At 70.9% G+C, this 22,008-nt stretch carries 17 protein-coding genes; 5 read left to right on the top strand and 12 right to left on the bottom strand.

Features of this window, described 5'->3' with window-relative positions; all coding sequences use genetic code 11:
• Positions 1-23 precede the first annotated feature (23 nt).
• The 3 genes from ngcE to AB0877_RS12695 are packed head-to-tail and all read left to right on the top strand — an operon-like array spanning position 24 to position 3,316.
• The gene (ngcE, locus tag AB0877_RS12705; protein ID WP_366608700.1) at positions 24-1,460 is read left to right on the top strand and encodes an N-acetylglucosamine/diacetylchitobiose ABC transporter substrate-binding protein; all 1,437 of its coding nucleotides are present in this window, start codon (positions 24-26) and stop codon (positions 1,458-1,460) included.
• 18 nt (positions 1,461-1,478) lie between these two features.
• Complete coding sequence (locus AB0877_RS12700; RefSeq protein ID WP_366608699.1) at positions 1,479-2,387, top strand: sugar ABC transporter permease; 909 nt, start codon at positions 1,479-1,481, stop codon at positions 2,385-2,387.
• Entirely contained in the window at positions 2,387-3,316 is a 930-nt protein-coding gene (locus AB0877_RS12695) for a carbohydrate ABC transporter permease (protein ID WP_366608698.1), read from the top strand. Before AB0877_RS12700 ends, AB0877_RS12695 begins: the two co-directional genes overlap by 1 nt.
• Positions 3,317-3,322: 6 nt before the next feature.
• On the opposite strand, the gene AB0877_RS12690 is transcribed toward AB0877_RS12695, so the two are convergent.
• Both AB0877_RS12690 and AB0877_RS12685 read right to left on the bottom strand, forming a co-directional pair.
• Complete coding sequence (locus tag AB0877_RS12690; RefSeq protein WP_366608737.1) at positions 3,323-5,014, bottom strand: ABC transporter ATP-binding protein; 1,692 nt, start codon at positions 5,012-5,014, stop codon at positions 3,323-3,325.
• Between the two features lie 50 nt (positions 5,015-5,064).
• A complete protein-coding gene (locus AB0877_RS12685) occupies positions 5,065-6,786 on the bottom strand; it encodes an ABC transporter ATP-binding protein (protein ID WP_366608736.1) in 1,722 nt (573 codons plus the stop codon).
• A gap of 120 nt (positions 6,787-6,906) precedes the next feature.
• Here AB0877_RS12685 and AB0877_RS12680 point away from each other — a divergent pair, with 120 nt between their 5' ends.
• A complete protein-coding gene (locus AB0877_RS12680) occupies positions 6,907-8,616 on the top strand; it encodes a bifunctional 3'-5' exonuclease/DNA polymerase (protein ID WP_366608735.1) in 1,710 nt (569 codons plus the stop codon).
• A 264-nt stretch (positions 8,617-8,880) separates the two neighbouring features.
• Positions 8,881-9,474, top strand: a complete 594-nt coding sequence (locus AB0877_RS12675; protein ID WP_366608697.1) for a nucleotidyltransferase family protein — start codon at positions 8,881-8,883, stop codon at positions 9,472-9,474.
• Here the strand turns inward: AB0877_RS12675 and AB0877_RS12670 are convergent.
• The 10 genes from AB0877_RS12670 to AB0877_RS12625 form a co-directional block, all read right to left on the bottom strand.
• Complete coding sequence (locus AB0877_RS12670; RefSeq protein WP_366608696.1) at positions 9,471-10,307, bottom strand: helix-turn-helix domain-containing protein; 837 nt, start codon at positions 10,305-10,307, stop codon at positions 9,471-9,473. The genes AB0877_RS12675 and AB0877_RS12670 overlap by 4 nt on opposite strands.
• A 9-nt stretch (positions 10,308-10,316) precedes the next feature.
• Positions 10,317-11,153 (bottom strand): alpha/beta hydrolase, encoded by an 837-nt coding sequence (locus AB0877_RS12665; RefSeq protein WP_366608695.1) that lies wholly within the window; start codon positions 11,151-11,153, stop codon positions 10,317-10,319.
• Between the two features lie 137 nt (positions 11,154-11,290).
• Positions 11,291-12,700 carry a GH1 family beta-glucosidase gene (locus AB0877_RS12660; protein WP_366608694.1) on the bottom strand — a complete coding sequence of 470 codons (1,410 nt, stop codon included), beginning with the start codon at positions 12,698-12,700 and terminating at the stop codon, positions 11,291-11,293.
• Positions 12,697-14,928 (bottom strand): alpha-xylosidase, encoded by a 2,232-nt coding sequence (yicI, locus tag AB0877_RS12655; protein ID WP_366608693.1) that lies wholly within the window; start codon positions 14,926-14,928, stop codon positions 12,697-12,699. The genes AB0877_RS12660 and yicI overlap by 4 nt, the downstream gene beginning before the upstream one ends.
• Entirely contained in the window at positions 14,925-15,812 is an 888-nt protein-coding gene (locus AB0877_RS12650; RefSeq protein ID WP_366608692.1) for a carbohydrate ABC transporter permease, read from the bottom strand. Before AB0877_RS12650 ends, yicI begins: the two co-directional genes overlap by 4 nt.
• A gap of 1 nt (position 15,813) precedes the next feature.
• The gene (locus AB0877_RS12645; protein ID WP_357260446.1) at positions 15,814-16,782 is read right to left on the bottom strand and encodes a sugar ABC transporter permease; all 969 of its coding nucleotides are present in this window, start codon (positions 16,780-16,782) and stop codon (positions 15,814-15,816) included.
• Between the two features lie 69 nt (positions 16,783-16,851).
• Positions 16,852-18,156, bottom strand: coding sequence for an extracellular solute-binding protein (locus tag AB0877_RS12640; RefSeq protein WP_366608691.1), 1,305 nt, complete (start codon positions 18,154-18,156; stop codon positions 16,852-16,854).
• A gap of 76 nt (positions 18,157-18,232) precedes the next feature.
• Positions 18,233-19,264 (bottom strand): LacI family DNA-binding transcriptional regulator, encoded by a 1,032-nt coding sequence (locus tag AB0877_RS12635; RefSeq protein WP_366608734.1) that lies wholly within the window; start codon positions 19,262-19,264, stop codon positions 18,233-18,235.
• A gap of 879 nt (positions 19,265-20,143) precedes the next feature.
• A complete protein-coding gene (locus AB0877_RS12630; protein ID WP_366608690.1) occupies positions 20,144-21,133 on the bottom strand; it encodes an amidohydrolase family protein in 990 nt (329 codons plus the stop codon).
• Entirely contained in the window at positions 21,130-21,939 is an 810-nt protein-coding gene (locus tag AB0877_RS12625; protein ID WP_366608689.1) for a metal-dependent hydrolase, read from the bottom strand. The genes AB0877_RS12630 and AB0877_RS12625 overlap by 4 nt, the downstream gene beginning before the upstream one ends.
• Positions 21,940-22,008 lie beyond the last annotated feature (69 nt).

Raw genomic sequence — 22,008 nt, 5'->3', positions numbered from 1 at the left:
GAATTTCACAAGGAGAGACGACGATGTCGATTACCCCCGAACACCCGGCCGCACTCGACCGTCGCACGGTCCTGCGTCGCGCCGCCGCCGTGGGCATGCTCGCCACTCCGGCCATCGGCCTGCTCGGCGCTTGCGCCACCAGCGGCAGTGACGGTGACAACGAGCAGGTCGCCGGCGGCACCAAGAGCGAGGCGAACCCGCTGGGCGTCAAGGAGGACGCCGCGATCGAGGTGGTCATCTTCAACGGTGGCTACGGCGAGAAGTACGCCACCGACGTGCACGAGCCGCTGTACAAGAAGGCGTTCCCCAAGGCCGAGGTCAAGCACCAGGCCACCCAGGCCGTCTCCACCGTGCTCCAGCCGCGCTTCGCCTCCGGCAACCCGCCGGAGTTCGTCAACAACTCGGGCGAGAAGCTGATCGACTTCGGTTCGCTCGTCGCCGACGGTCAGCTCCAGGACCTCACCGAGCTGTGGGACGCGCCGTCGGTCGACGACCCGAGCAAGAAGGTCCGCGACACCGTCGTGCCCGGCACCATCGAGGCGGGTTCGTTCAACGGCAAGCCGTTCGTCCTGTACTACGTCTCCACGGTCTTCGGCATCTGGTACTCGGCGAAGCTGTTCAAGGACAATGGCTGGGCCCCGGCGAAGACCTGGGACGAGTTCATGACCCTGCTCACCAACATCAAGGCCAAGGGCATCACCCCGTACGGCTACGCCGGTGCGAACGCGGCCTACTACCAGTGGAACGTGATCCTCACCCAGGCCGCCAAGATCGGCGGCACGGACGTGCTGAAGAACATCGACAACCTGGAGGACGGCGCCTGGAAGCAGGACGCCGTGAAGCAGGCGGCCGCGGCGTGGGCCGAGGTCGGGGCGAAGTTCAGCGACAAGAGCTTCGAGGGCCTCAAGCACACCGACGTGCAGCTTCGGCAGAACCAGTACAAGGTGGCCCTGTACCCCAGTGGTGACTGGCTGGAGGGCGAGCAGAAGAAGGACACCCCGGCCGGCTTCGACTACCAGCTCATGCCGGTGCCGAGCCTGACCGCGTCGGACAAGCTGCCGGCCACCGCGCTGCGCGCCACCGCCGGTGAGGGCTACTTCGTCTCGGCCAAGAGCAAGAACCCCAAGGGTGGCCTGGAGTACATGCGTCAGATGCTGTCGAAGGCGGGCGCGAAGGGCTTCACCGAGGTGGTCAAGGCCCCGACCGTCGTCACCGCGGGCTCGGAGGGCTTCGCCTTCCCGCCCGGTGTGGCCAGCTCGCAGGCCGCGCTCAAGGCGGCCGGCCAGGACGTGTTCAACCTGTACTTCGACGGCTGGTACAAGGAGCTCGACACGGAGGCGCGTACCGCCACCAACGAGCTGATGTTCGGCCGGATCAACGCCGACGCCTTCGTGGAGCGGATCCAGAAGCGCGCCGACGCCATCAAGAAGGACAGCTCCGTCACCAAGTTCAAGCGCTGATCGATCGGAGCTAGGGTCATGCGGCACGGCAAGTATCCATTCGTGATCGGGTTCCTGTTCGCCCCGGTCGCGCTGTACGTGACATTCGTGATCTGGCCGTACGCGCAGGCGTTCCAGATCTCGATGACCAACTGGCGGGGGCTGTCCGCCCCGCAGTGGGTGGGCTTCGACAACTACCGGAGGTTGCTCGACGACGGGGCCTTCTGGAAGGCGGTCCAGCACCACGGCGTACTGCTGCTTGCCCTGCCGCTGATCACCATTGCCATCGCGTTGTTCTTCTCCTTCCTGCTCAACGTGGGCGGCAAGAGCAGCGGTGGTCAACGCCAGGGGGTCTGGGGGGCGAAGTTCTACCGGGTGGTGTTCTTCTTCCCCCAGGTCCTGGCGGTGGCCATCATCGCGGTGTTGTTCCAGATGGTGTACCGGCCGAACGAGTCCGGCCTGATCAACGGTGTGTTGATGAAGTTCGGCATCGAGCCGATCCTCTTCCTGGTCAAGCCGAGCCTGGCGCTCTGGTCGATCCTCGCGGTGCTGATCTGGCAGGCGGTCGGCTTCTACGTGGTGCTCTTCTCGGCGGGGATGGCCTCCATCCCCGGTGAGATCTACGAGGCCGCCGAGATGGACGGGGCGACGAGGGTGACGCTGTTCTTCCGGGTCACCCTGCCGCTGCTGTGGGACACGCTCCAGGTGGCCTGGGTGTACCTCGGGATCGCGGCGTTCGACGCGTTCGCCATCGTGGCGGTGCTCTCGGTGGACGGTGGCGGCCCGGACGGCGCCACCACCGTGCTGGCCATGGAGATCTACCGCAACGCGTTCGTCTACTCGAAGTACGGCTACGCCTCGGCGATGGGCGTGGCGCTGTTCTTCCTCACCCTCACGTTCGCGGCGCTGACGCTGCGGCTCACCAAGCGGGAAAGCGTGGAGTACTGATGAATCCGCAGTCGACGCTGCCGCCGACCCCGGCCGCGCTGCCGCCGAAGACCGGCGACCCGTCCGCCCCCGCCGGGCCGGGGCGCAAGGACCCCCGCTCGGAGGTACGGCTCTTCGCCGGCCTGGGGCACGTCGCGCTCGCCGTGTGGGCGGTGATCGTCATCGTGCCGATCCTCTGGACCTTCCTGGCCGCGTTCAAGAACACCAGCGAGATCTTCAGCAGCCCGTGGACGCTCCCGGCCGAGCTGCGGTGGGAGAACTTCGGGCGGGCCTGGACCAAGGCGCACGTCGGCCGTTACTTCATCAACAGCGTGATCGTGGTGTCGTGCAGCACGTTCCTCACCATGCTGCTCGGTTCGATGGCCGCGTACGTGCTGGCCCGTTACAAGTTCTGGGGCAACCGGGCGGTCTACTACCTGTTCGTCTCCGGGTTGGCCTTCCCGGTCTTCCTGGCCCTGGTGCCGCTCTTCTTCGTGGTGAAGAACCTCGGTCTGCTCGACACCCACACCGGCGTGGTCCTGGTCTACGCGGCGTACTCGTTGCCGTTCACCGTGTTCTTCCTGGCCGCGTTCTTCAAGACGCTGCCGTCGTCGGTGGCCGAGGCGGGGATGATCGACGGCTGCTCGCACACCCGGCTGTTCTTCCAGGTGATGATGCCGATGGCGAAGCCGGGTCTGATCAGCGTGGCGATCTTCAACATCATCGGCCAGTGGGCGCAGTACCAGCTGCCGTTGGTGCTGCTCTCCAACGCCAAGGACAAGTGGGTGCTCACCCAGGGCATCGCCGACATCTCCGTCAACGCCGGCTACGAGGCGGACTGGTCCGGGCTGTTCGCCGCGCTGACCATCGCCATCCTTCCGATGATCATCGTGTACGCGGTCTTCCAGCGTCAGATCCAGGCCGGCCTCACCTCCGGAGCGGTGAAGTAGGACGCCTCACCGCTCGTCGACGCGGGTGTGCCAGGAGCGCCACAGGGCCGCGTACGCCCCGCCGGCCGCGACCAGCTCGTCGTGGCTGCCGATCTCGGTGATCCGCCCGTCAGCGAGCACGGCGACCCGGTCGGCGTCGTGCGCGGTGTTGAGCCGGTGCGCGATCGCGATGACGGTCCGACCGACCAGCACGGCGGCCAGCGCGCGTTCGGTCCGGCGGGCGGTGGACGGGTCGAGCGCGGCGGTGGCCTCGTCCAGGATCAGCGTGTGCGGGTCGGCGAGCACCAACCGGGCCAGCGCGAGCTGTTGGGCCTCGGCCGCGCCGAGTTGACGGGCCCCGTCGCCGAGCTGGGTGTCCAGGTCGGCGGGGAACTCGGCGAACCACTCGGCGCCCACGGTGAGCAGCGCGGCGCGCATCTGGTCGTCGGAGGCGTCGGGCGCGGCGAAGGAGAGGTTGTCGCGTACCGAGCCGATGAAGACGTGGTGCTCCTGGGTGACCAGGGCGATCCGGCGGCGTCGCTCGGCCGGGTCGAGGTCGGTGATCGGGCAGCCGCCGATGGTGACAGAACCATCGCGTGGCGCGTCGATCCCCGCCAGCAGCCGGGCCAGGGTGGACTTGCCGGCGCCGGACGGGCCGACGACGGCCAGCCGCTCACCGGGCTGCACCTCCAGGTCGATGCCGTGCAGCACGTCCGGCCCGTCGGAGTAGGAGAACCGGGCGCCGCTGACGACCAGCCGCTCACCCCGTGACGAGGCGTTCGTGCCGGGAGCTTCCGGCGGGACCATGCCCACGCCGAGCAGTCGCGCGTACGACGCGAAGCCGCGTTGCGCCTGCTCGGTCCACTGCAACAGCCGGTCCAACGGGTCGATCGCCTGTTGCAGGTAGAGCGCGGCGGCGACCACCGCGCCGAGCGACACCATGTCCCGGGAGAGCAGGTAGCCCCCGACGAGCAGGACCATGGCGACCGGCAGCGGATAGCTGGCCTCGACGACCGAGAAGAACACCGTACGCAGCGCGAGGGTCGCCCGACGGGCCCGCCACACGGCTGTGACGCGGGTGGTGCCGTGCCGGACCCGGTCGTCGGCCAGCCGCAGCGCCTCCACGGTGCGCGCGCCCTCGGCGGTGGTGGTCAGCGTCTCGGTCAGCTCGGCCGCCGCCGCGCCTTCGGTGAGGTACGCGGAGCTGGCCCGGCGCAGGTACCAGCGGGTCACCGCCACGATCGACGGGAGCCCGGCCAGCGCGGCCAACCCGAGCAGCGGGTGCAGCAGGAAGACGGCCCCGAACAGCAACGTCAACTGCACCGTGGCGATGACGATGGTGGGCACCACGTCCCGGACGGTGGTGCCGACCGTCGACACGTCGACCGAGCTGCGGGTGGCCAGGTCCCCGGAGCCGGCACGCTCGACGACCGAGACGGGCAGCCCGAGAGTCCGGGAGACGAACTCCTCGCGCAGTTCGGCGACGGCCCGTTCGCCGAAGCGGTGGCCGGCGTACTGGGCGTACCGGGAGAGCAGCGCGCTGACCACGACGCAGCCGGCGATGGCCAGTGCCAGCCGGTCCACGGTCGCCACGCCCGCGCCCGCGGTGACCCGGTCGACGATGGTGCCGAGCAGCCACGGCGGGGCGAGCCCGGCGACCGCGGCGGCGCTGTGCAGCGCCAGCACGAACCCGACGGCACGCCGGTGCCGACTGATCATGTCCCGCAGGGCCCGGCGTACGGTGCCACGGTCGGCGACCGGCAGCCGGCTCACCGGTACGCCTCCTCGCTGCCACGGGCCACCAGGTGCCGGTAGGCCGGGTCGTCGTCGAGCAGGTCGGCGTGGTTGCCGGTGGCGGTGACCCGGCCGGCGCTCACCAGCGCGACCACGTCGGCCCGGCCGAGCAGCAGCGGCGACGCGGCGATCACCACTGTGGTCCGCCCGGCCCGCGCGGCCCGCAGCCGCTCGGCGATCCGCGCCTCGGTGTGCGCGTCCACCGCCGACGTCGGATCGACGAGGATCAGCACCTCCGGTTCGCTGCGCAACGCCCGGGCCAGGCGCAGCCGTTGGCGTTGACCGCCGGACAGCGTCCGGCCTCGGGCGTCGATCGGGGTGTCCAGCCCGGCGGGCAGGGCGTCGACGACGTCCTGCGCGGAGGCGGTCCGCAGGGCCGCGTCGATCCGTTCGTCATCGTCATCGTCATCGTCGTCGTCGGCCCCGGCGCGCAGGATGTCACGCAGGGTGCCGGCGAAGAGGTAGGAGTCGTGGTCGGCGACGAGGATCCGCGCCCGGACCTCGTCCAGGGCGACGTCGCGCAGCGGCACACCGCCCCAGGTGACGTCGCTGGCGACGTACCGGCCGAGCCGGTCGGCCAACGCCACGGCTGCCGCCGGGTCGTCCGCCGCCACCCCGGTCAGGTGGCCGGCGCGTACGGTCAGGCCGGTCACCGGGTCGTGCAGGTCGGCCGGGTCGGCCGGCCCGGTCAGGTCGTCCGGCCGGCGTGCCTCGGGCACGGCGCCCGGCCACCGGCGGCCCGGGCCGCCGACGTCGTCCGGTGTCACGTTGAGCAGGTCGGCGATCCGTCGGGCGGCCACCCGGCCGCGAATGAGCTGGTGGCTGCCCTCCAGCAGAAACCAGACCGGCACGATCAGGGTCGCCACGTAGCCGTAGACGGCGACCAACTCGCCGATCGTGACGTCGCCGGTCACCGCCATCCGGGCCGTCAGCCACACCACCGCCGCCAGGAACAGCCCGGGGATGGCGACGGTCGCCGCGTCGATCCAGCTGTTGACCGCGCCGACCCGGTAGCCCTCGGCGCGCAGCTCCTGGGACCGGGCCGCGTACCGCCGGGCGAACAGGTCCCGGCCGCCCACCCCGGCGAGCACCCGCAGCCCGGCCACGATGTCACCGGATCGGGCGGTGAGCGCGCCCTGTTGCCGACGGTAGACCGATTCGACCTGTTCCAGGCGGCGCAACAGCGGCCCCACGATCAGACCGACCACCGGCACCCCCACCAGCACGCAGAGCGCGAGCATCGGGGAGACCGACCAGAGCACCACGGCGATCACCGCGTACGCGATGACAGCGCCGACGCCGGGCCCGGTCAGCGTCAGCACCTGTGCCGTCCAGTCGATGTCGGAGCCGCCGATGGTGGACACCTCACCCGCCCCGACCCGCCGGGGCAGCACCGCGCCGATGCGGGACAGGTGGCGCAGCAGAACCTCCGCCGAGCGGGCCTTGGCGTCCTCCCGGATGAAGGTCATCGTGCGGTGCCGCATGATGCCCAGGTAGGACAGGGCCACGCCCGCGACGACGATGGCCGCTACCCAGAGCGCCAGGGCCCGGGTGTCGCGTTCGCGCAGCCCGTCGTCGACGGCGCGGGCGATCAGATAGGGCCGGGCCGAGAGCCCGATCATCCAGGCCGTGCCGATCAGGCTGCCGCGCAGCACCCGCCAGGGTTGGCAGCGGACGAGCCACCACAGGTAGCGCATCGGACCGCGGGCGTCGGGGGTGCCGGGATCGGGATGCGGGATCTGGACAGGCACCCGATCACGCTACCGACCGGCCCCGACAGCCCACCGGCCCGACGACGGTGAGGTGCGCCTCCGTTCCTGTCGGACGGGAGAGGCAGAATCACGTTCGTGCTGGTGGCGGTGGTGTCCGACGAGCGGGGTGGGGGAGTGCTGTGCCCGCTGGACGCCACCGGCCGGCCGAGCGGCGCGCCCGAGGTCGTCACCGATCTGGTCGCCGCGATCGCCGCCCGCGAGGCCGCCGAGCACCCGCGCTGGGTCTGGTCGACCGCCACCGCGATCTACCCGACGCTGCTGCGCGCCGGCGTCCGGGTCGATCGGTGTCATGACGTGGAGTTGACCGAGGCGTTGCTGCTCGGGCACGTGGGCCGGTGGGGTGAGCCCCGCTCGCTGGCCGCCGCCTGGGCCCGGCTGACCGGCGCGGCGGTGCCGCCCGACCCGCCGCCGCGCGTCGCGGCGCCTCCCGGGCACGGGCAGGGCGCGCTCTTCGACACCCTGCCCGGTCCGCCGGGGCCGGGCATCGAGGCACTGATCCAGGTGTACGCCGACCAGCTCACCCGCGTCGCCGCGACCGAGCACCCCGGCCGGTTCCGGTTGCTGGTGGCCGCGGAGTCGGCCGGCGCGCTGGTCGCGGCGGAGATGGGTGTCGCCGGGCTGCCCTGGCGGGCCGACGTGCACAACGAGATCCTGCACGAGCTGCTCGGCGAGGCGTCCCCGGTCGGTGGTCCGCCCCGCCGACTCGCCGAGCTGGCCGCCCGGATCGCCGACGCGCTCGGCGTACGCGGTCTGCACGCCGACTCCCCGGCGGAGCTGCTGAAGGCGTTCGCCCGGGCCGGGGTGGAGCTGCCCAACACGCGGGCCTGGGTGCTGCGCGGGGTGGACCATCCGGCGGTGCCGCTGGTGCTGGAATACAAGGAGCTGTACCGGATCTGGACGGCGCACGGCTGGTCCTGGCTCGATCAGTGGGCACGGGGCGGCCGGTTCCAACCGGAGTACGTGCCGGCTGGTGTCGTCTCCGGCCGGTGGGCCACCCGGGGTGGTGGCGCGTTGCAGATTCCCAAGGTGATCCGACGGGCGGTGGTGGCCGATCCGGGCTGGCGGTTGGTGGTCGCCGACGCCGGCCAGTTGGAGCCCCGGGTGCTGGCCGCGGTCTCCGGCGACGAGCGGTTGGCGGCGGCGGGTGGTGCCGGCGACCTCTACGCGGCCCTGGCCCGGGATGCGTTCGGCGGTGACCGGGCCAAGGCAAAGGTGGCCCTGCTCGGCGCGATGTACGGGCAGACCGGCGGGGCCGCGGTGCCCGCGTTGGCGGTGCTGAAGCGCAGCTATCCGACGGCGTTCGGTTACGTCGAGGCGGCGGCGCGTACCGGTGAGACGGGTGGGTTGGTGCGGTCGTGGCTGGGGCGGACGTGCCCGCCCGGCTCGGTCGGGTTCGGTGATTCCGACGAGGAGCCCGCCGATCCGGAGGCGGCGGGTGATCCGCACAGTCCGCGGGCGCGTGCCGCCCGGTCCCGGGGGCGCTTCACCCGCAACTTCGTCATCCAGGCCACGGCGGCGGAGTGGGCCTCCACGTTGCTGGCCACGCTGCGCACGGAGCTGTCCGGCAGCGACGCCGAGCTGGTCTTCTTCCAGCACGACGAGGTGGTCGTGCACGCGCCGGCCGATCAGGCGGACGCGGTCGCCGAGGCCGTCAACCGGTCGGGTGAGCGCGCCTCCGCGTTGCTCTTCGGCGCGACGCCGGTCCGGTTCCCACTGGACCTGTCCATCGTCGACTGTTACGCCGACGCGGCCTGACCGCCACTCCCGCCATGATCCAGTGGCCGGAAGTAGGCTCCCGGAGCCCTCCCGACCTCTTTCTCATCTCTTGATCAACGGCTCGCCACGGGAGCGGAAGCGGGGCGGATCGGCTGCGGGTCCGGTGTATAACGGTTGTGCTATTTCTCCTTTTCGCCCCGCCACCCCTGGCTGGCGCTCCTCGTTGCAGTGTCCGTAGGAGGGGGCGGATCGGTCGCGGTCGCTCCCATGCTTGAGGGGGCGCAGCTGAACGGGATCGCAGGAATGATCATCGCCGCAGGCGGGGGACGACGGATCGGTGGTCCCGAGGCGCTGCTGCACCAGGGCGACAAGCCCCTGGTGAATCAGATGATCGACACGATGACCGAGGCGGGCTGCGAGCGGATCGTGGTCGTCCTGGGCGCTGCCGCCGAGCAGGTCCAGGAGACCGCCGACCTGGCCAAGGCGACCGTTGTGATCAACAAGGCGTGGGGCACCGGGGTCGGCTCGTCCATCCGGGCCGGCCTGGCCGCGATGGACGACGAGGGGATCGAGGCGGTGGTGGTGGTGCCGGTCGACATGCCGGGCCTGACCGCCGCGGCGGTCAGCCGGGTGGCCGCGCTGCCGTACCCGGACGTGCTGGTCTGCGCCACCTACGATGGGCTGCGCGGCTACCCGATGTTGTTCGGCCGCCGGCACTGGCCCGGCATCGCCACCCTGGCCAGCGCCGACGTCGGCGCCCGGCCGTACCTGTTGGCGCACAAGGACCAGATCGTCGACATCGCCTGCGACTCGGTGGCCGACGGCAGCCGGGTCGACACCCCGGAGCTGATGGAGATGTACGGGCTCACCGTCCCGCCGCAGCGCGTCGGGGTCTAGCGGGCGGGCCACGCCACGTCGTCGATGGCGAGCCACGGCGCGGCGGCCACCGCTGTGGGCGTCTGCCCGGCGAACTCCACCACGTCGCGGTGCAGGTGTGACTGGTCGACGAAGCCACTCTCGGTGGCGACCGTCGCGGCGCAGTGGCCGGCGGCCAGCAGGTGCACGGCGTGGTCGAACCGCACCAGGCGGGCGGCGCGTTTGGGTGTGATGCCCACCTGGGAGCGGAAGCGGGACAGCAGGCGTTTGCGGCTCCAGCCGACCTCGTCGGCCAGGCTGTCGACCCGTACCCGGCCCCGGCTGGTGCGGGTCCGCCGCCAGGCGTGGGTGACCTCCGGATCGGCCGGTCGGCGAGCGTCCAGCCGCCGGGCGAGGATCTCGGTGGCGATGGCGAACCGTTTGTCCCAGGACGCGGTGGCACGTAGCCGGGCCTCCGTGCGTTCGGCGTCGCGGCCCCAGACGTCGTCGAGGGAGACCACCGCCCCGCAGATCTCCCTGGACGCGCCGAGCACGGCGGCAGCGACGACCGGCTCCAACCGGATCTGGAGGCACTCGCCGAACCCCCGGCCGGTTGCCCGGAGGTCGCCGGGAAGCAGGCCGACGACGGCGCTGCCATGTCTGGGCTGGCCGTCCACGGCGTAGGTGAGGCCCGTCTCCTGACAGAGGTCGACGATCAGGGTGATCGACGGGTGCGCGACCATGGCGATGTCCACCGGTGCGCGGGCGCGGTGCCGGAACCCGGCCATGCGAACCCCCGGCAACCGGGTCGACGGGCGCGGGACCACCACGTCCACCAACGACCAGTCGAGCGGGGTCGTCCCCATCGGCCGCATCTGCCGAGTCTAGGCGGTCGGGGTCGTCGGTGGGGTGTCCGCGGGCGTTGCCGTGAAGCCCAGCAGCAGCCGGCCGGTCGCCTCGGGCTCTTCCAGCATGGGTACGTGTCCGACGCCGGGCAGCAGTTCGACCCGCGCCTTCGGCACCGTCTCGTACCGGTGCGCCGACGACGGCTCCCAGCGGGGGTCGGCGCCGCCGAAGACCACCAGCACCGGGACGTCGAGAGGGGCAAGGCGCTCGGGCACGCTGCGCTGCGCGATGTATGTGTCGTAGGCGCGCAGCACCGACCTCAGCGTGCGGTAGGTGAGGTGTCGCAGGTCGCCGACCAGCTCGTCCGGAACGTCGACCGGACGGGCGCAGGTGACGCTGATCCCCCTGCGGATCATGGCGTCCGTTCGCCGCGCCCAGAGCAGCGGTCCGAGCGGTGGAGCCAGCAGGGCCCGGAGCAGTGCCGGCTGTGGAAGCAGCGCGTCCGGACTCGGGCCGGTGCTGACCAGTGCGAGCGAGCGCACCAGGTCGGGGCGTCGTTCGGCGAGCGCGGTGGCGATGTAACCGCCGCTGGAGTGCCCGAGTGCGACGACGGGCCGGACGCCGAGGTCGTCGAGCACCGCGGCCACCCGGTCCGCCTGGTCGGGCACCGCGTACGACGGCGGGGCCGGCGACCGGCCGCAGCCCGGGAGGTCCACCCGGATGACGTGGTGGTGGCCGGCGAGCGCCGGCACCACCGGATTCCAGGAGGCGCCCGACATTCCCGATCCGTGGATCAGCAACAGCGGCGGCGCCCCCGGCGGACCGTCGTGAACCACGTGCATTGCCGGCGACCGCGCGACGTCGTACTCGCTCATGGCGACGACGATGCCCGGCCGTCGCTCGGATGTCTTGGACAAATGTCCGCGCGGAGTTCCGCCGGGCATGGCGCTGAAACGGCGTCGCCGCCCCCGGCCCTCGACGGGCGGGGACGGCGACGCGCCACCGGTCGGTGTCAGTCCTGCGCCTGGTCCAGCTCACCGGTGGCGGCGAGTCGCTGGTACCAGTGGGCGCTGTCCTTCCAGGTGCGTACCTGGGTGTCGTAGTCGACCCGGATGATGCCGAAGCGGCGGTCGTATCCGTAGCCCCACTCGAAGTTGTCCAGCAACGACCAGACGAAGTAGCCGCGCACGTCCGCACCCTGCGCACGGGCGTCGGCCATCGCGCCGATGTGCCGACGCAGGTAGTCGATGCGCCGGTCGTCGTGGATCCGGCCGTCGGCCGACACCACATCGTCGAACGCCGCGCCGTTCTCGGTGATCATCATGGGCTGGTTGGGGTATTCGCGCCGCAGCCGCAGCAGCAGCTCGGTCAGCGCCGGCGGGTCGATGTTCCACCCCATCGCCGTGTACGGGCCGGGCTGCGGCAGGAAGTCGACGTTCTCCGCGGCGACCCACGGCGTGGAGGTCGACGCGCCGTGCCCGTCGGCGTCGGAGCGGGCCGACGCCCCGTCCCACGCCCGGACCAGGGTGCTGGAGTAGTAGTTGACCCCGAGCACGTCCAGCGGCACCGCGATCAGCTTCTCGTCGCCCTCGCGGACGAACGACCAGTCGGTGACGGAGGCGGTGTCGGCCAGCAGGTCGGCCGGGTACTCCCCGTCCAGCATCGGACCGAGGAACGCCCGGTTCGCCAACGCGTCGATCCGCCGGACCGCGTCCTGGTCGGCGGCCGAGTCGGACGCGCCCCGGATGACGTGCAGGTTCAGCGTCACCGACAGCTCGGCGGACGGGGCCAGCTCCCGGACCACCCGACCGGCCAGACCGTGCGCGAGGTTGAGGTGGTGCACCGCGGCCAGCGCCGCCGCCGGTTCGGTCCGACCCGGCGCGTGCACACCGGAGGCGTAGCCCAGGTACGCGGAGCACCACGGCTCGTTGAGCGTCGTCCAGGTGTGCACCCGGTCGCCCAGCGCGCCGACGATGCCCGCCGCGTACTCCTGGAAGCGCAACGCGGTCTCCCGCGCCGCCCACCCGCCGGCGTCCTCCAACTCCTGCGGCAGGTCCCAGTGGTACATGGTGGCGACCGGGCGGACGCCCCGCTCCAGCAGCCCGTCCACCAGCCGGGAGTAGAAGTCGATGCCGGCCTGGTTGAAGGCGCCCGAGCCGCCCGGCTGCACCCGCGGCCAGGCGATGGAGAACCGGTACGCGTCCAGCCCGAGGTCGGCGATGTGCCCGAGGTCGTCGGCCCACCGGTGGTAGTGGTCGGCGGCCACGTCACCGGTGTCACCGTTGAGGGTCCGACCCGGTGTGTGGCTGTAGGTGTCCCAGATGGACGGTCCGCGCCCGTCCTCGGTCGCCGCGCCCTCGATCTGGTACGCGGCCGTCGCCGAGCCCCAGACGAAGCTCTCCGGGAAGTGGTGTTGCGTCATCGTTGCGTCCCCTGGATCTCGCAGATGTAGCCCGTCGAGGTGCCGGCCACCAGTTCGGCGCTCGCCGTCCCACCCTCGTAGCGCACGTCGAACTCGGCGCCCGGCCCGTTGCCGGGTGACGGTACCCGTGCCCGGGTCCGTTGCCCCTCGGCCGGTGCGTACACCCGCAGCCGCAGATCGTCGGCCCACTCGTAGTCCGGTCGGTCGGTGCGCGAGCCGAACGGGATGACCGCACCCGGCCGGGCCAGCACCGGCAGGCTGTCGAAGCAGTGCTTCTCGGTCAGCCAGGCCGGGCCGGTGACCTGAGCGCCGGTGACCAGGTGCGTCCAGGTGCCGGCGGGCACGTAGTAGGTGACGTCGCCGTCGGCGCTGAGCACCGGGGCGACCAGCACGTCCGGGCCGAGCATGTACTGCCGGTCCAGGTGCGCCGTGGCCGGGTCGTCCGGGAACTCCAGGAACATCGGGCGCATCACCGGCGTCCCGTCGCGGTGCGCCTCCTGGGCGGCGGCCGCCAGGTACGGCATCAGGCTGAGCTTGAGGTGGGTGAAGTGCCGCAGCACGTCCACGGCCTCCTCGTCGTACGCCCACGGCACCCGGTACGAGCCGGAGCCGTGCAGCCGCGAATGAGAGGAGAGCAGCCCGAAGGCGACCCAGCGTTTGAACACCGCCGGGTCGGGAGTGCCCTCGAAGCCGCCGATGTCGTGGCTCCAGTAGCCGAAGCCGGAGGCCGACAGGGACAACCCACCGCGCAGCGACTCGGCCATCGCGACGAACGTCGACTCGCAGTCGCCACCCCAGTGCACCGGGAACTGCTGCCCGCCGGCGGTGGCCGAGCGGGCGAACAGCACCGCCTCGCCCTCGCCGCGCTCGGTCTCCAGCAGCTCGAAGACCGCCTTGTTGTAGAGGTACGAGTAGTAGTTGTGCATCCGCTGCGGATCCGAGCCGTCGTGCCACACCACGTCGGTCGGGATGCGCTCACCGAAGTCGGTCTTGAAGCAGTCGACGCCCATGTCCAGCAGGGCCTTGAGTTTGCCGGTGAACCAGCGGACCGCGTCCGGGTTGGTGAAGTCGACGAGCGCCATGCCGGCCTGCCACTTGTCCCACTGCCAGACCGAACCGTCCGGGTTGCGGACCAGGTAACCGGCCGCGCGGCCCTCCTCGAAGAGGTACGAGCGCTGCGCGATGTACGGGTTGATCCAGACGCACACCTTCAGGTCGCGCTCGTGCAGCCGGCGCAGCATCCCCTCGGGATCGGGGAAGGTCGCCGGGTCCCAGATGAAGTCGACCCAGTGGAACTGGCGCATCCAGAAACAGTCGAAGTGGAACACCGACAGCGGCAGCCCCCGCTCGGCCATCCCGTCGACGAACTCGGTCACCGTCTTCTCGTCGTACGAGGTGGTGAACGAGGTGGACAACCAGAGCCCGTACGACCAGGCGGGGACCCGGGCCGGGCGGCCGGTGAGGGCGGTGTAGCGGCGCAGCACGTCCTTCGGAGTGGGCCCGTCGATGACGTAGTAGGTGAGCGACTGGCCCTCGACGCTGAACTGGGTCTGGGCCACGACCTCGGAGCCGACCTCGAACGACACGTGCTCCGGGTGGTCGACGAAGACCCCGTAGCCGGCGCTGCTCAGGTAGAACGGCACGTTCTTGTACGCCTGCTCGCTGGCGGTGCCGCCGTCGGCGTTCCAGATGTCGACGGTCTGCCCGTTCTTCACGAACGGGCCGAAGCGCTCGCCCAACCCGTACACCGTCTCGCCGACGCCGAGGGCGAGCCGTTCGTGTACGTGCCGGCGGCCATCGGCGTCGGTGACGACGCCGATGCTGCGGGCGGTCGACGCGGTGACCAGCCGGTCGCCGTGCAGGAAGTCGACCCGCCACCCGTCGATGAGCGCGACCCGCGCGGTCAGCTCGCCGGTGGTCAGCGTCGCGCTGAGCCCGGTGACGTCGACGGTGACCGGGTGCGTGTCGTCGGTGCTCAACCCGAAGTGCGGCTCGCGGGGCAGCCCGCCGGTGTGGTGGGCGATGGTCACGCCGATGACACCGGGGGCGGGGGAGAAGAACCGGACGGTGACCAGGGGGCGGTTCAGGGTGTCGCCGCGGCCGGTGATCTGACCGGTCGGTGCGAAGACGGTGAAGCCGCGCGCGTCCGGCTCGACCGACTCCACGGTGCCGGGGCGCAGGACGCTGACGCCGGGGCGCAGCTGCCAGTACCCGTCGGTGAACTTCACTTCTCGGCTCCTGCCGTGATGCCGCGCGCCAGAGTGCGCTGGAAGATGAGGAAGAAGAGGATGGCCGGCACCAGGCTGATCAGCGCGCCGGCGTTGGTGGTCGGAGCGTCCATCAGCCGGTCGCCCTGCAAGGACGCCAGCGCGACCGGAATGGTCTGCGTCTGGTTGTCGATCAGCATGACCAGCGGGATGAGGAACTCGTTCCACGTCCAGATGAAGAAGAAGATGAGCAGCACCGCGAGGGTGGGCCGCAGGTTCGGGAAGACCACCCGCCACAGCACCGTCCACTTGCCGGCGCCGTCGAGCGCGGCGGCCTCCAGCAGCGAACGCGGGAAGGTGCCCATCACCGAGGCCAGCAGGTACGTGCCGAACGCGCTCTGGATCACGGCGAAGATGATGATCACCGAGAGTTGGGTGTTGTAGAGGCCGACCTGCTTCGCCACGTAGTACAGCGGGTAGATCAGCGCCTCCTGCGGCAGCATGTTGGCCAGCAGGAAGAGACCCACGATCCACAGCCGGCCCCGGACCCGGCCGATGCCCAGCGCGTACGCGTTGAGCAGTGACACGGCGACGCCGAGCACCGCCACGGAGCCGGCGATGACCGCCGAGTTCCAGAACTTCAGCGGGAAGTTGACCTCGGTCCAGTACGTGCGCAGACCCTTGGTGTAGAACTCCGTCGGCCAGCTCAGCGGGCCGCCCGACGAGTAGTCGCCGGGCGACTTGAACGCGTTGAGCAGCATGAACGCGAACGGCACCAGCATGACGAGCGCGCCGAGGGTGACCAGGGCGAGCACCACCCAGCGGCTGACGCCACTGTGGTGTCGATCGCGTACGGGCCGGGCCGGTAGCACCGGCGCGGGGCTCGGTGTGAGCGTGACGGCCATGTCAGAACCCCCGGTCCCGGCGCTCGCTGCGGGCCTGCATCCAGATGAAGACCCCGGCCACCACCACGATGATCAGTGTCAGGACCGTGGAGATCGCGGAGCCGTAGCCGACCTGCAGCTTCTTGAAGAACGTGTAGTAGGCGAAGTAGCTCGGCACGTTCGTCGCGTTGTCCGGGCCACCCCGGGTCAGCGCGAAGATCGGCCCGAACACCTTCAACGCGGCGATGGTGCAGGTCAGGGCCACCACGAAGGTCTCCGGCCGGATCTGCGGAAGGGTGATCGCCCGGAACCGGTGCAGCCAGTTCGCGCCGTCGACCTCGGCCGCCTCGTACAACTCGGGGTCGACGCGCTGCAACGCCGCCATGAAGACGACCACCGGGTAGCCGATCTGCACCCAGATCATCACGGCCATCACGGCCGGCAGTGCGGTGCCCGGGTCGCCGAGCCAGTCATGGCGTAACGCGCCGAGACCGACCACGTCGAGAAGGCTGTTGAACGCGCCGTCGGGGCGCAGGATCCAGCCCCAGACGATGCCGGCCACCACGACCGGCAGCACCTGCGGGAGGTAGAACGCGGCCCGCAGCGCGGCGGCGGTGCGGGGCTTGAACCGGCGGCCGACGACGTCGAAGAGCACCGCGGCGAGCAGCAGCCCTAGCACCGTGGGCACCACCACCATCGCGACGAGCATCCAGACGGTGTTGCGGAACGACGCCCAGAACACGTCGTCCTGCAGCAACTGCCGGTAGTTGTCCAGGCCGACCCACCGGGGGTCGCCGATGCCGGACCACTTGGTCAGCGACAGGTAGAGGGTGCCGACCAGCGGCGCGCCGATGACCAGGAGAAAGAGCACCGCTCCGGGGAGCAGGTAGAGCCAGTACGCCGCGTTGCGGCCGCGGCGTCTGCGGCTGGGCGCGGGCGGGGTGGGGGTCGCGGCCGGCGGTGTGGCGGCGACCGTCTCGGAGACAGCCATGGAAGATCCTTCCCGGCGGGGCGGGCGGGCGCGCGCCGGTCGTGCCGGTCGCGCCCGCCGCTCGCCGTGTCACTTGCCGGTGATCTCCTTGACGCCATCGGCGTACGGCTTGGCGATCGTGTCCAGAACCTGGTCGGGCGACTTCGAGCCGTTGATCAGACCCTGGAAGCCGGAGACCAGCACGTCGTAGTAGCCGGGGACCGGCCAGTCCGGGTAGAAGGCGAGACCGTCGGACTTGCTGACCGTGTTGAAGTCCTCGATCAGCTTGCGGTCCTTCGGGTCGCTGATCTTCGATGCGTCAGCGGCGACCGGAACACCACCGTTGTTGCCGATCAGGTCCTGGATCTCCGGACGCAGGGTGATGTCGATGAAGTCGTACGCCAGGCTCTTGGCCTTGCTGTTCTCCGGGACGACCCAGAGGTTGCCGGAGGAGCCGGCCTGCAGGGTGTTGCCGGGGAACAGGAAGGTGTCCCAGTTGGCCTTCATCTCGGTCTTGAACCGGCCGTACCACCAGCTACCCGAGACGATCATCGGAACCTTGCCGCCGATGAAGGCGGTGCCCATGTCCTCGGCCTTGAGGCTGGCCGAGTTCTTCGCGACGTAGCCCTTCTGCACCCACTGGGCGAAGGTGTCCGCGCCGTACTTGAGCGGGTCGGCCTTGAAGTCGACCGGGTTCTTGTAGAGCTGGTAGTTGTCGACGAACTGCCGGTCGCCCTTGGAGAGGGCGAGTTGGTAGAAGAGCTGCCCGGCCGGGTACTCGGCACCGGCCATGCCCAGCGGGGTGATGCCCTTGCCGACGAAGGTGTCCATCGCGGCGGTCATCTCGGCCATCGAGGTCGGGACCGTGACGCCGTTGCTCTGGAACAGGTCCTTGTTGTAGTAGACGGTGACGTACTCGCCGTAGTTGGGCACACCGAACCACTTGCCGGAGCCCATCACGCCCTTGTCGCTGTACCGGGCGGTGGTCTGCAGGCTGGGGCTGAGCTTGCCGGCCCAGCCGCGCTTGTCGGCCTCGCTGCTCAGGTCGGCCAGCAGGCCCTGGGAGGAGAGCAGCCCGGCGGTCGCGTTGCCCTTGTTGTACTCCATGATGTCCGGGCCCTCGGACGAGTTGATGATCATGCCGGCGTTCTGCTGGATCTGCTCGAAAGCCTTGCGCTCGAAGCGCACCTCCACGCCCGGGTGCTCGGACTTGAAGATCTCGATCGCCCGGTCCCAGCCGACCCCCATGGCGCTGTTCTCGCTCTCGTAGTGCCAGAGCTTCAGGACCTTGGCGTCACTGTCGTCCCCGCTGTCACCACCGCCGCACGCGGCCACGGTGGTCGTCGCCATCGCCGCCAGGGCGATCGCGGCGACGAGCCGGTGGAATCGCTGCATTAGCATCCTCCTCGTTGAGTATCTAGCCGGTACTTCACGGGGCCCGTCGTCGCGTTGCAGCGCGGCGACGGGCCATTTACCGATCGGCCCCCATCAGCTGGTGGCTTCGGGGCACGGCGGTCGACCCACGGACCTCCAACGCGCACGGCAGCAGTTGCTGGTGACGAAGGTCAGCGGGGCCATCCAACTGGCGCGTCAGCGCCTCGATCGCCATCCGGCCGAGCGCCGAACCGGGTGACGTCATCGCCGTCAGCGCCGGGGTGGCCAGCTCGGCGACCTGCGGCGAGGTGACCATCGAGACGACGGAGACGTCGTCGGGCACGGACAACCCGCGGCCGGTCAGCTCGCCGAGGATGCCGAAGATCGCCGTCTCGTTCATCGCCAACACCGCAGTCAGCTCCGGGGCCTGCGCGAACGCGGCGGCCAGGGCCGCCCGCCCGCCGGCCGCGCTGTCCTCGGCCGCGATCATCACCGGCTCCAGGCCGTGCCCGGTCATCGCCGCGGTGAAGGCGTCACGGGTACGCAACGCCGGCCCGTAACCGCTGGCCAACGTGGCAGCCGAGTGGTTGACGTAGACGATGCGCCGATGCCCGAGGCCGACCAGGTGCGCGACAGCCTCCCGGACAGTCTGATCGAAGTCGATGTCGACGTAGGAGAGCTGGCTGGTGTCGCCGGTGCGACCGATCAGCACCAGCGGCACCCCCGCCTCCTGGAGCACCGTCACCCGCTCGTCGGCCAGCTGGACCTCCATCAGCACGACCCCGTCGAGCATCCGCTGACTGGCCAGCCGACGCAGGTCGTCGAGGTTGCCCCCGCCGACCGGCGAGAGCACCAGGTGATAGCCGGCGACGCTGGCCGCGGCGGCCGCACCGGTGACGAACGCGGTCTCGGTGGCACCGAGGCCACGCTCGTCCATCGGCATCAGCAGGCCGAGGATCCGGCTGCGGCGACTGGCCAGCCCACGGGCCATCGCGTTGGGCTGGTAGTCGAGCTGCGCCATCGCGGCGAGCACCTTGTTGCGGGTGGCCTGCGAGATCGGGCGGGTGCCCGTGAGCACGTACGACACGGTGCTGACCGAGACCTGTGCGAGGCGGGCGACGTCGTGCATGGTGGCCACCGCGCACCTCCTCCGGCCTGGGGTGGGATCGCTCCCGAACTTCGTCGAAGCGTTTCGACGAAGCGGTTCGACAGGACGCTAGGCCACCTGTTACGGCGACGTCAATAGCCGATGTCGAAAAGACTTCACCGGCGTGCGAGCCCCTGCGCCGGTCCCGCCCGAGCGCCCTGCGCGCGGCCAGGCTGGAAGGGTGCCGGGCCCCTCACCAGCCCACGCCGCGCGCTGCTCCTGGTCGGTCCGCGGTGCCGCTTCCGGTCGGTCCGCGCGGCCCCGCGCCGCGCGCTGCTCCCGCTCGGTCCGCGTCGTGCCGCGCTGCTCCCGGCCCGTGCCGCCCCGGTCGGTCAGTCGCGCAGGACGGTCACGGCCAAGATCTGCGCAAGGTCGGGGATGTTGCTGCCTCCCATTCGCCGGAGGCAGCAACTTCCGGGTAGTTGCGCGGATCTTGGCCGCGGGTCAAGGGGGGAGCGGGCCGGGCGGCGGCAAGATCGTGCTCGATCCTGGATGTAGTCCCTTGGATAGTCGTGGAGGCCACTACACCCAGGATCGAGCACGATCTTGGGTGCGGGGTGCGGGGTGCGGGGTGCGGGGTGCGGGGTGCGGGGTGCGGGGTGCGGTGCGGGGCGGCCGGGGCGGCGAGGGCGCGCAGCGGCGTGGTGGGGCGTGGCGTGGTGGGGCGCGGCGGGGCGTGCGGGGCGGGATGCGGCGCGGTCCGGTGGGGCGAGGGCGCGGGGGCGCGGTCCGGCGGGGCGAGGGCGTGAGGATGCGGCCCGGTAGAGCGAGGGCGAGGGCGAGGGGGAAGGCGCGTGACGGCGTGGTGGGGCGAGGGGCAAGGCGAGGGGGCGGGGCCCGTGGGGCGTGGCGGTCGAGGGGTCAGGTCAGGTTGAACAGGGTGGCGGCGCTGTTCCAGCAGACCGCGCGGAGCCAGTCGTCGCCCAGGTCCAGTCGGGTCAGCCCGGTGATCTGGTCGGCGTACGGGTACGGGATGTTCGGAAAGTCGCTTCCCAGCAGCACCTTGCCGGCCAGCCCCAGCTCGCGTAACCGGGGCAACTCCTCGGCGGGGTAGGGAACGAACTGGTCGAAGTAGGGCGTGAACACCATTGTGGTGTCCAGTCTGACCCGCTCGTACGTCTCGGCGAGGTCCAGGAATGCCTGGTAGTCCGGGGCTCCCATGTGCGCCACCACGGCGGTCAGTCGAGGGTGGCGGGCGAGGAGGGCGGCGAACGGTTCCGGGCCGGTGTGGGAGGTTCCCACCGGGGCGTGCCCGGCGTGCACCACCACCGGCACACCCGCGTCGGACAGCATCCCCCACACCGGGTCGAGCGCCGGATCGGTCGGCGCGAAGCCCCCGACCTGTAGGTGCAGCTTGAACACCTGGGCACCTTCGGCGAGGGCTGACTCGACGTAGCCGGGGGCGTCCGGCTCGGGGTAGAACGTGGCCGAGGCCAGGCACCCGGGGGTGTCGCGGGCGAAGTCCAGCGTCCAGCGGTTGAGTTCCGCCGCCATGTCGGGTCGGTGTGCGTACGCCAGGGCGCTGAACGCCCGCACCCCGAGCCGGCGCAGGTGCGCGACCCGGTCGGCGTCGCTCCAGCGGTAGCGGATCGGCCATTCGGTGCCGACCAGCGGCCCGGCGGCGTCGAAGTAGGCCCACACCCGACGCAGCAGGCGTGGTGGCAGGAAGTGCACGTGCACGTCGGCGAGGCCGGGCAGCCCCAGGGCGCGGCAGAACTCCGGTACGCGGTCGTCCGCCTCGGGTGGGACCGGCTGCTGGTCGCCGGCCGAGCCGCCCGGCACCGGGACCGGCTGCTGGTCGCCGGCCGAGCCGCCCGGCACCGGCACCGACACCGACACCGGATCGGTCATATGTCGATGTCGAATCGGCTCAGCACCGAGGGCGCGATCAGGCCGACGGTGGCGAGCGCGGAGACGACGGTCAGTGCGATGCGCATTCCGACCACTTCGGCCTTGCTGCCGACGCGCAGGGCGATCTTGTTCGGCAGGCCGATCATCATCCACATGCGGCGCTTGATGGGGATCGGCCAGAGGATCGGCACGCCGGCTCTGGTGATCATGTCGCCGAGGATGTGCACGAAGCAGCCCACGCCCAGTGCGGTGCCGATCAGGGGATAGCCGCGTCCGCCCGGCAGGTTGGCGAAGGTGAACCAGGCGGCCCCGGCCGATGCCAGCGTGATGATCACCCAGCCGGCCCGTTCGGCCCACTCGTCGAACAGCCCCCGCAGCGCCAGGCCGAACATGAAGAAGAGGATGGTGATGACCGCCCACTTGCCGTAAGCAGCGCAGAGGGCGGTGGTGCCCCAGCCGACCAGCACGGTGAACGGCAGCGTGTGGGTGAGGGTCCGGTGCCCGTTGTTGCGACGCGGGTCCTTGCTGAGCTTCGTGGCGTAGTAGACCCCGAGCGAGATCTTTTCCATCACCTCGGCGGCGAAGAGCGAGAAGACTCCGAAGGTCCGGGCCACGGTGGCCCCACCCTGGTTCTTGGTCACTTTGCCCGACATGTCGAGGTCGGGGAAGAGCGCGCCGCCGGCGCACACCGCGGTGCCCACCGCCAACGCGAGCGGCGACTGGTGGTAGTCGGCGAACTGCTGCAGTGCCCAGGAGCCAGCCAGCCACACCGCCGCGCCGGACAGCGCGTGTTGCGGTCCCATCATCTCGGCTCACCCTCCCCAGGGATCTTGAGCGCCCAAAACTACGCCACTGTAGTAAGCGTCGGCGCCGCA

The organism is Micromonospora sp. NPDC047644 (assembly GCF_040704315.1).
Classification (GTDB): Bacteria; Actinomycetota; Actinomycetes; order Mycobacteriales; family Micromonosporaceae; genus Micromonospora.
The sequence above is the reverse complement of the archived record's forward strand: the minus strand, read 5'-3'. Positions and strand labels throughout refer to the sequence as shown.

Excerpts from the sequence above, each read along its gene's own strand:
- AB0877_RS12650 (WP_366608692.1), bottom strand. The coding sequence starts at position 15,812 with ATGGCCGTCACGCTCACACCGAGCCCCGCGCCGGTGCTACCGGCCCGG.
- AB0877_RS12645 (WP_357260446.1), bottom strand. The coding sequence starts at position 16,782 with ATGGCTGTCTCCGAGACGGTCGCCGCCACACCGCCGGCCGCGACCCCC.
- AB0877_RS12695 (WP_366608698.1), top strand. The coding sequence starts at position 2,387 with ATGAATCCGCAGTCGACGCTGCCGCCGACCCCGGCCGCGCTGCCGCCG.
- AB0877_RS12635 (WP_366608734.1), bottom strand. The coding sequence starts at position 19,264 with ATGCACGACGTCGCCCGCCTCGCACAGGTCTCGGTCAGCACCGTGTCG.
- AB0877_RS12630 (WP_366608690.1), bottom strand. The coding sequence starts at position 21,133 with ATGACCGATCCGGTGTCGGTGTCGGTGCCGGTGCCGGGCGGCTCGGCC.
- AB0877_RS12665 (WP_366608695.1), bottom strand. The coding sequence starts at position 11,153 with ATGAGCGAGTACGACGTCGCGCGGTCGCCGGCAATGCACGTGGTTCAC.
- AB0877_RS12675 (WP_366608697.1), top strand. The coding sequence starts at position 8,881 with ATGATCATCGCCGCAGGCGGGGGACGACGGATCGGTGGTCCCGAGGCG.
- ngcE (WP_366608700.1), top strand. The coding sequence starts at position 24 with ATGTCGATTACCCCCGAACACCCGGCCGCACTCGACCGTCGCACGGTC.
- AB0877_RS12700 (WP_366608699.1), top strand. The coding sequence starts at position 1,479 with ATGCGGCACGGCAAGTATCCATTCGTGATCGGGTTCCTGTTCGCCCCG.
- AB0877_RS12670 (WP_366608696.1), bottom strand. The coding sequence starts at position 10,307 with ATGCGGCCGATGGGGACGACCCCGCTCGACTGGTCGTTGGTGGACGTG.
- AB0877_RS12625 (WP_366608689.1), bottom strand. The coding sequence starts at position 21,939 with ATGATGGGACCGCAACACGCGCTGTCCGGCGCGGCGGTGTGGCTGGCT.
- AB0877_RS12640 (WP_366608691.1), bottom strand. The coding sequence starts at position 18,156 with ATGCAGCGATTCCACCGGCTCGTCGCCGCGATCGCCCTGGCGGCGATG.
- AB0877_RS12690 (WP_366608737.1), bottom strand. The coding sequence starts at position 5,014 with ATGATCAGTCGGCACCGGCGTGCCGTCGGGTTCGTGCTGGCGCTGCAC.
- AB0877_RS12660 (WP_366608694.1), bottom strand. The coding sequence starts at position 12,700 with ATGACGCAACACCACTTCCCGGAGAGCTTCGTCTGGGGCTCGGCGACG.
- AB0877_RS12685 (WP_366608736.1), bottom strand. The coding sequence starts at position 6,786 with ATGCGCTACCTGTGGTGGCTCGTCCGCTGCCAACCCTGGCGGGTGCTG.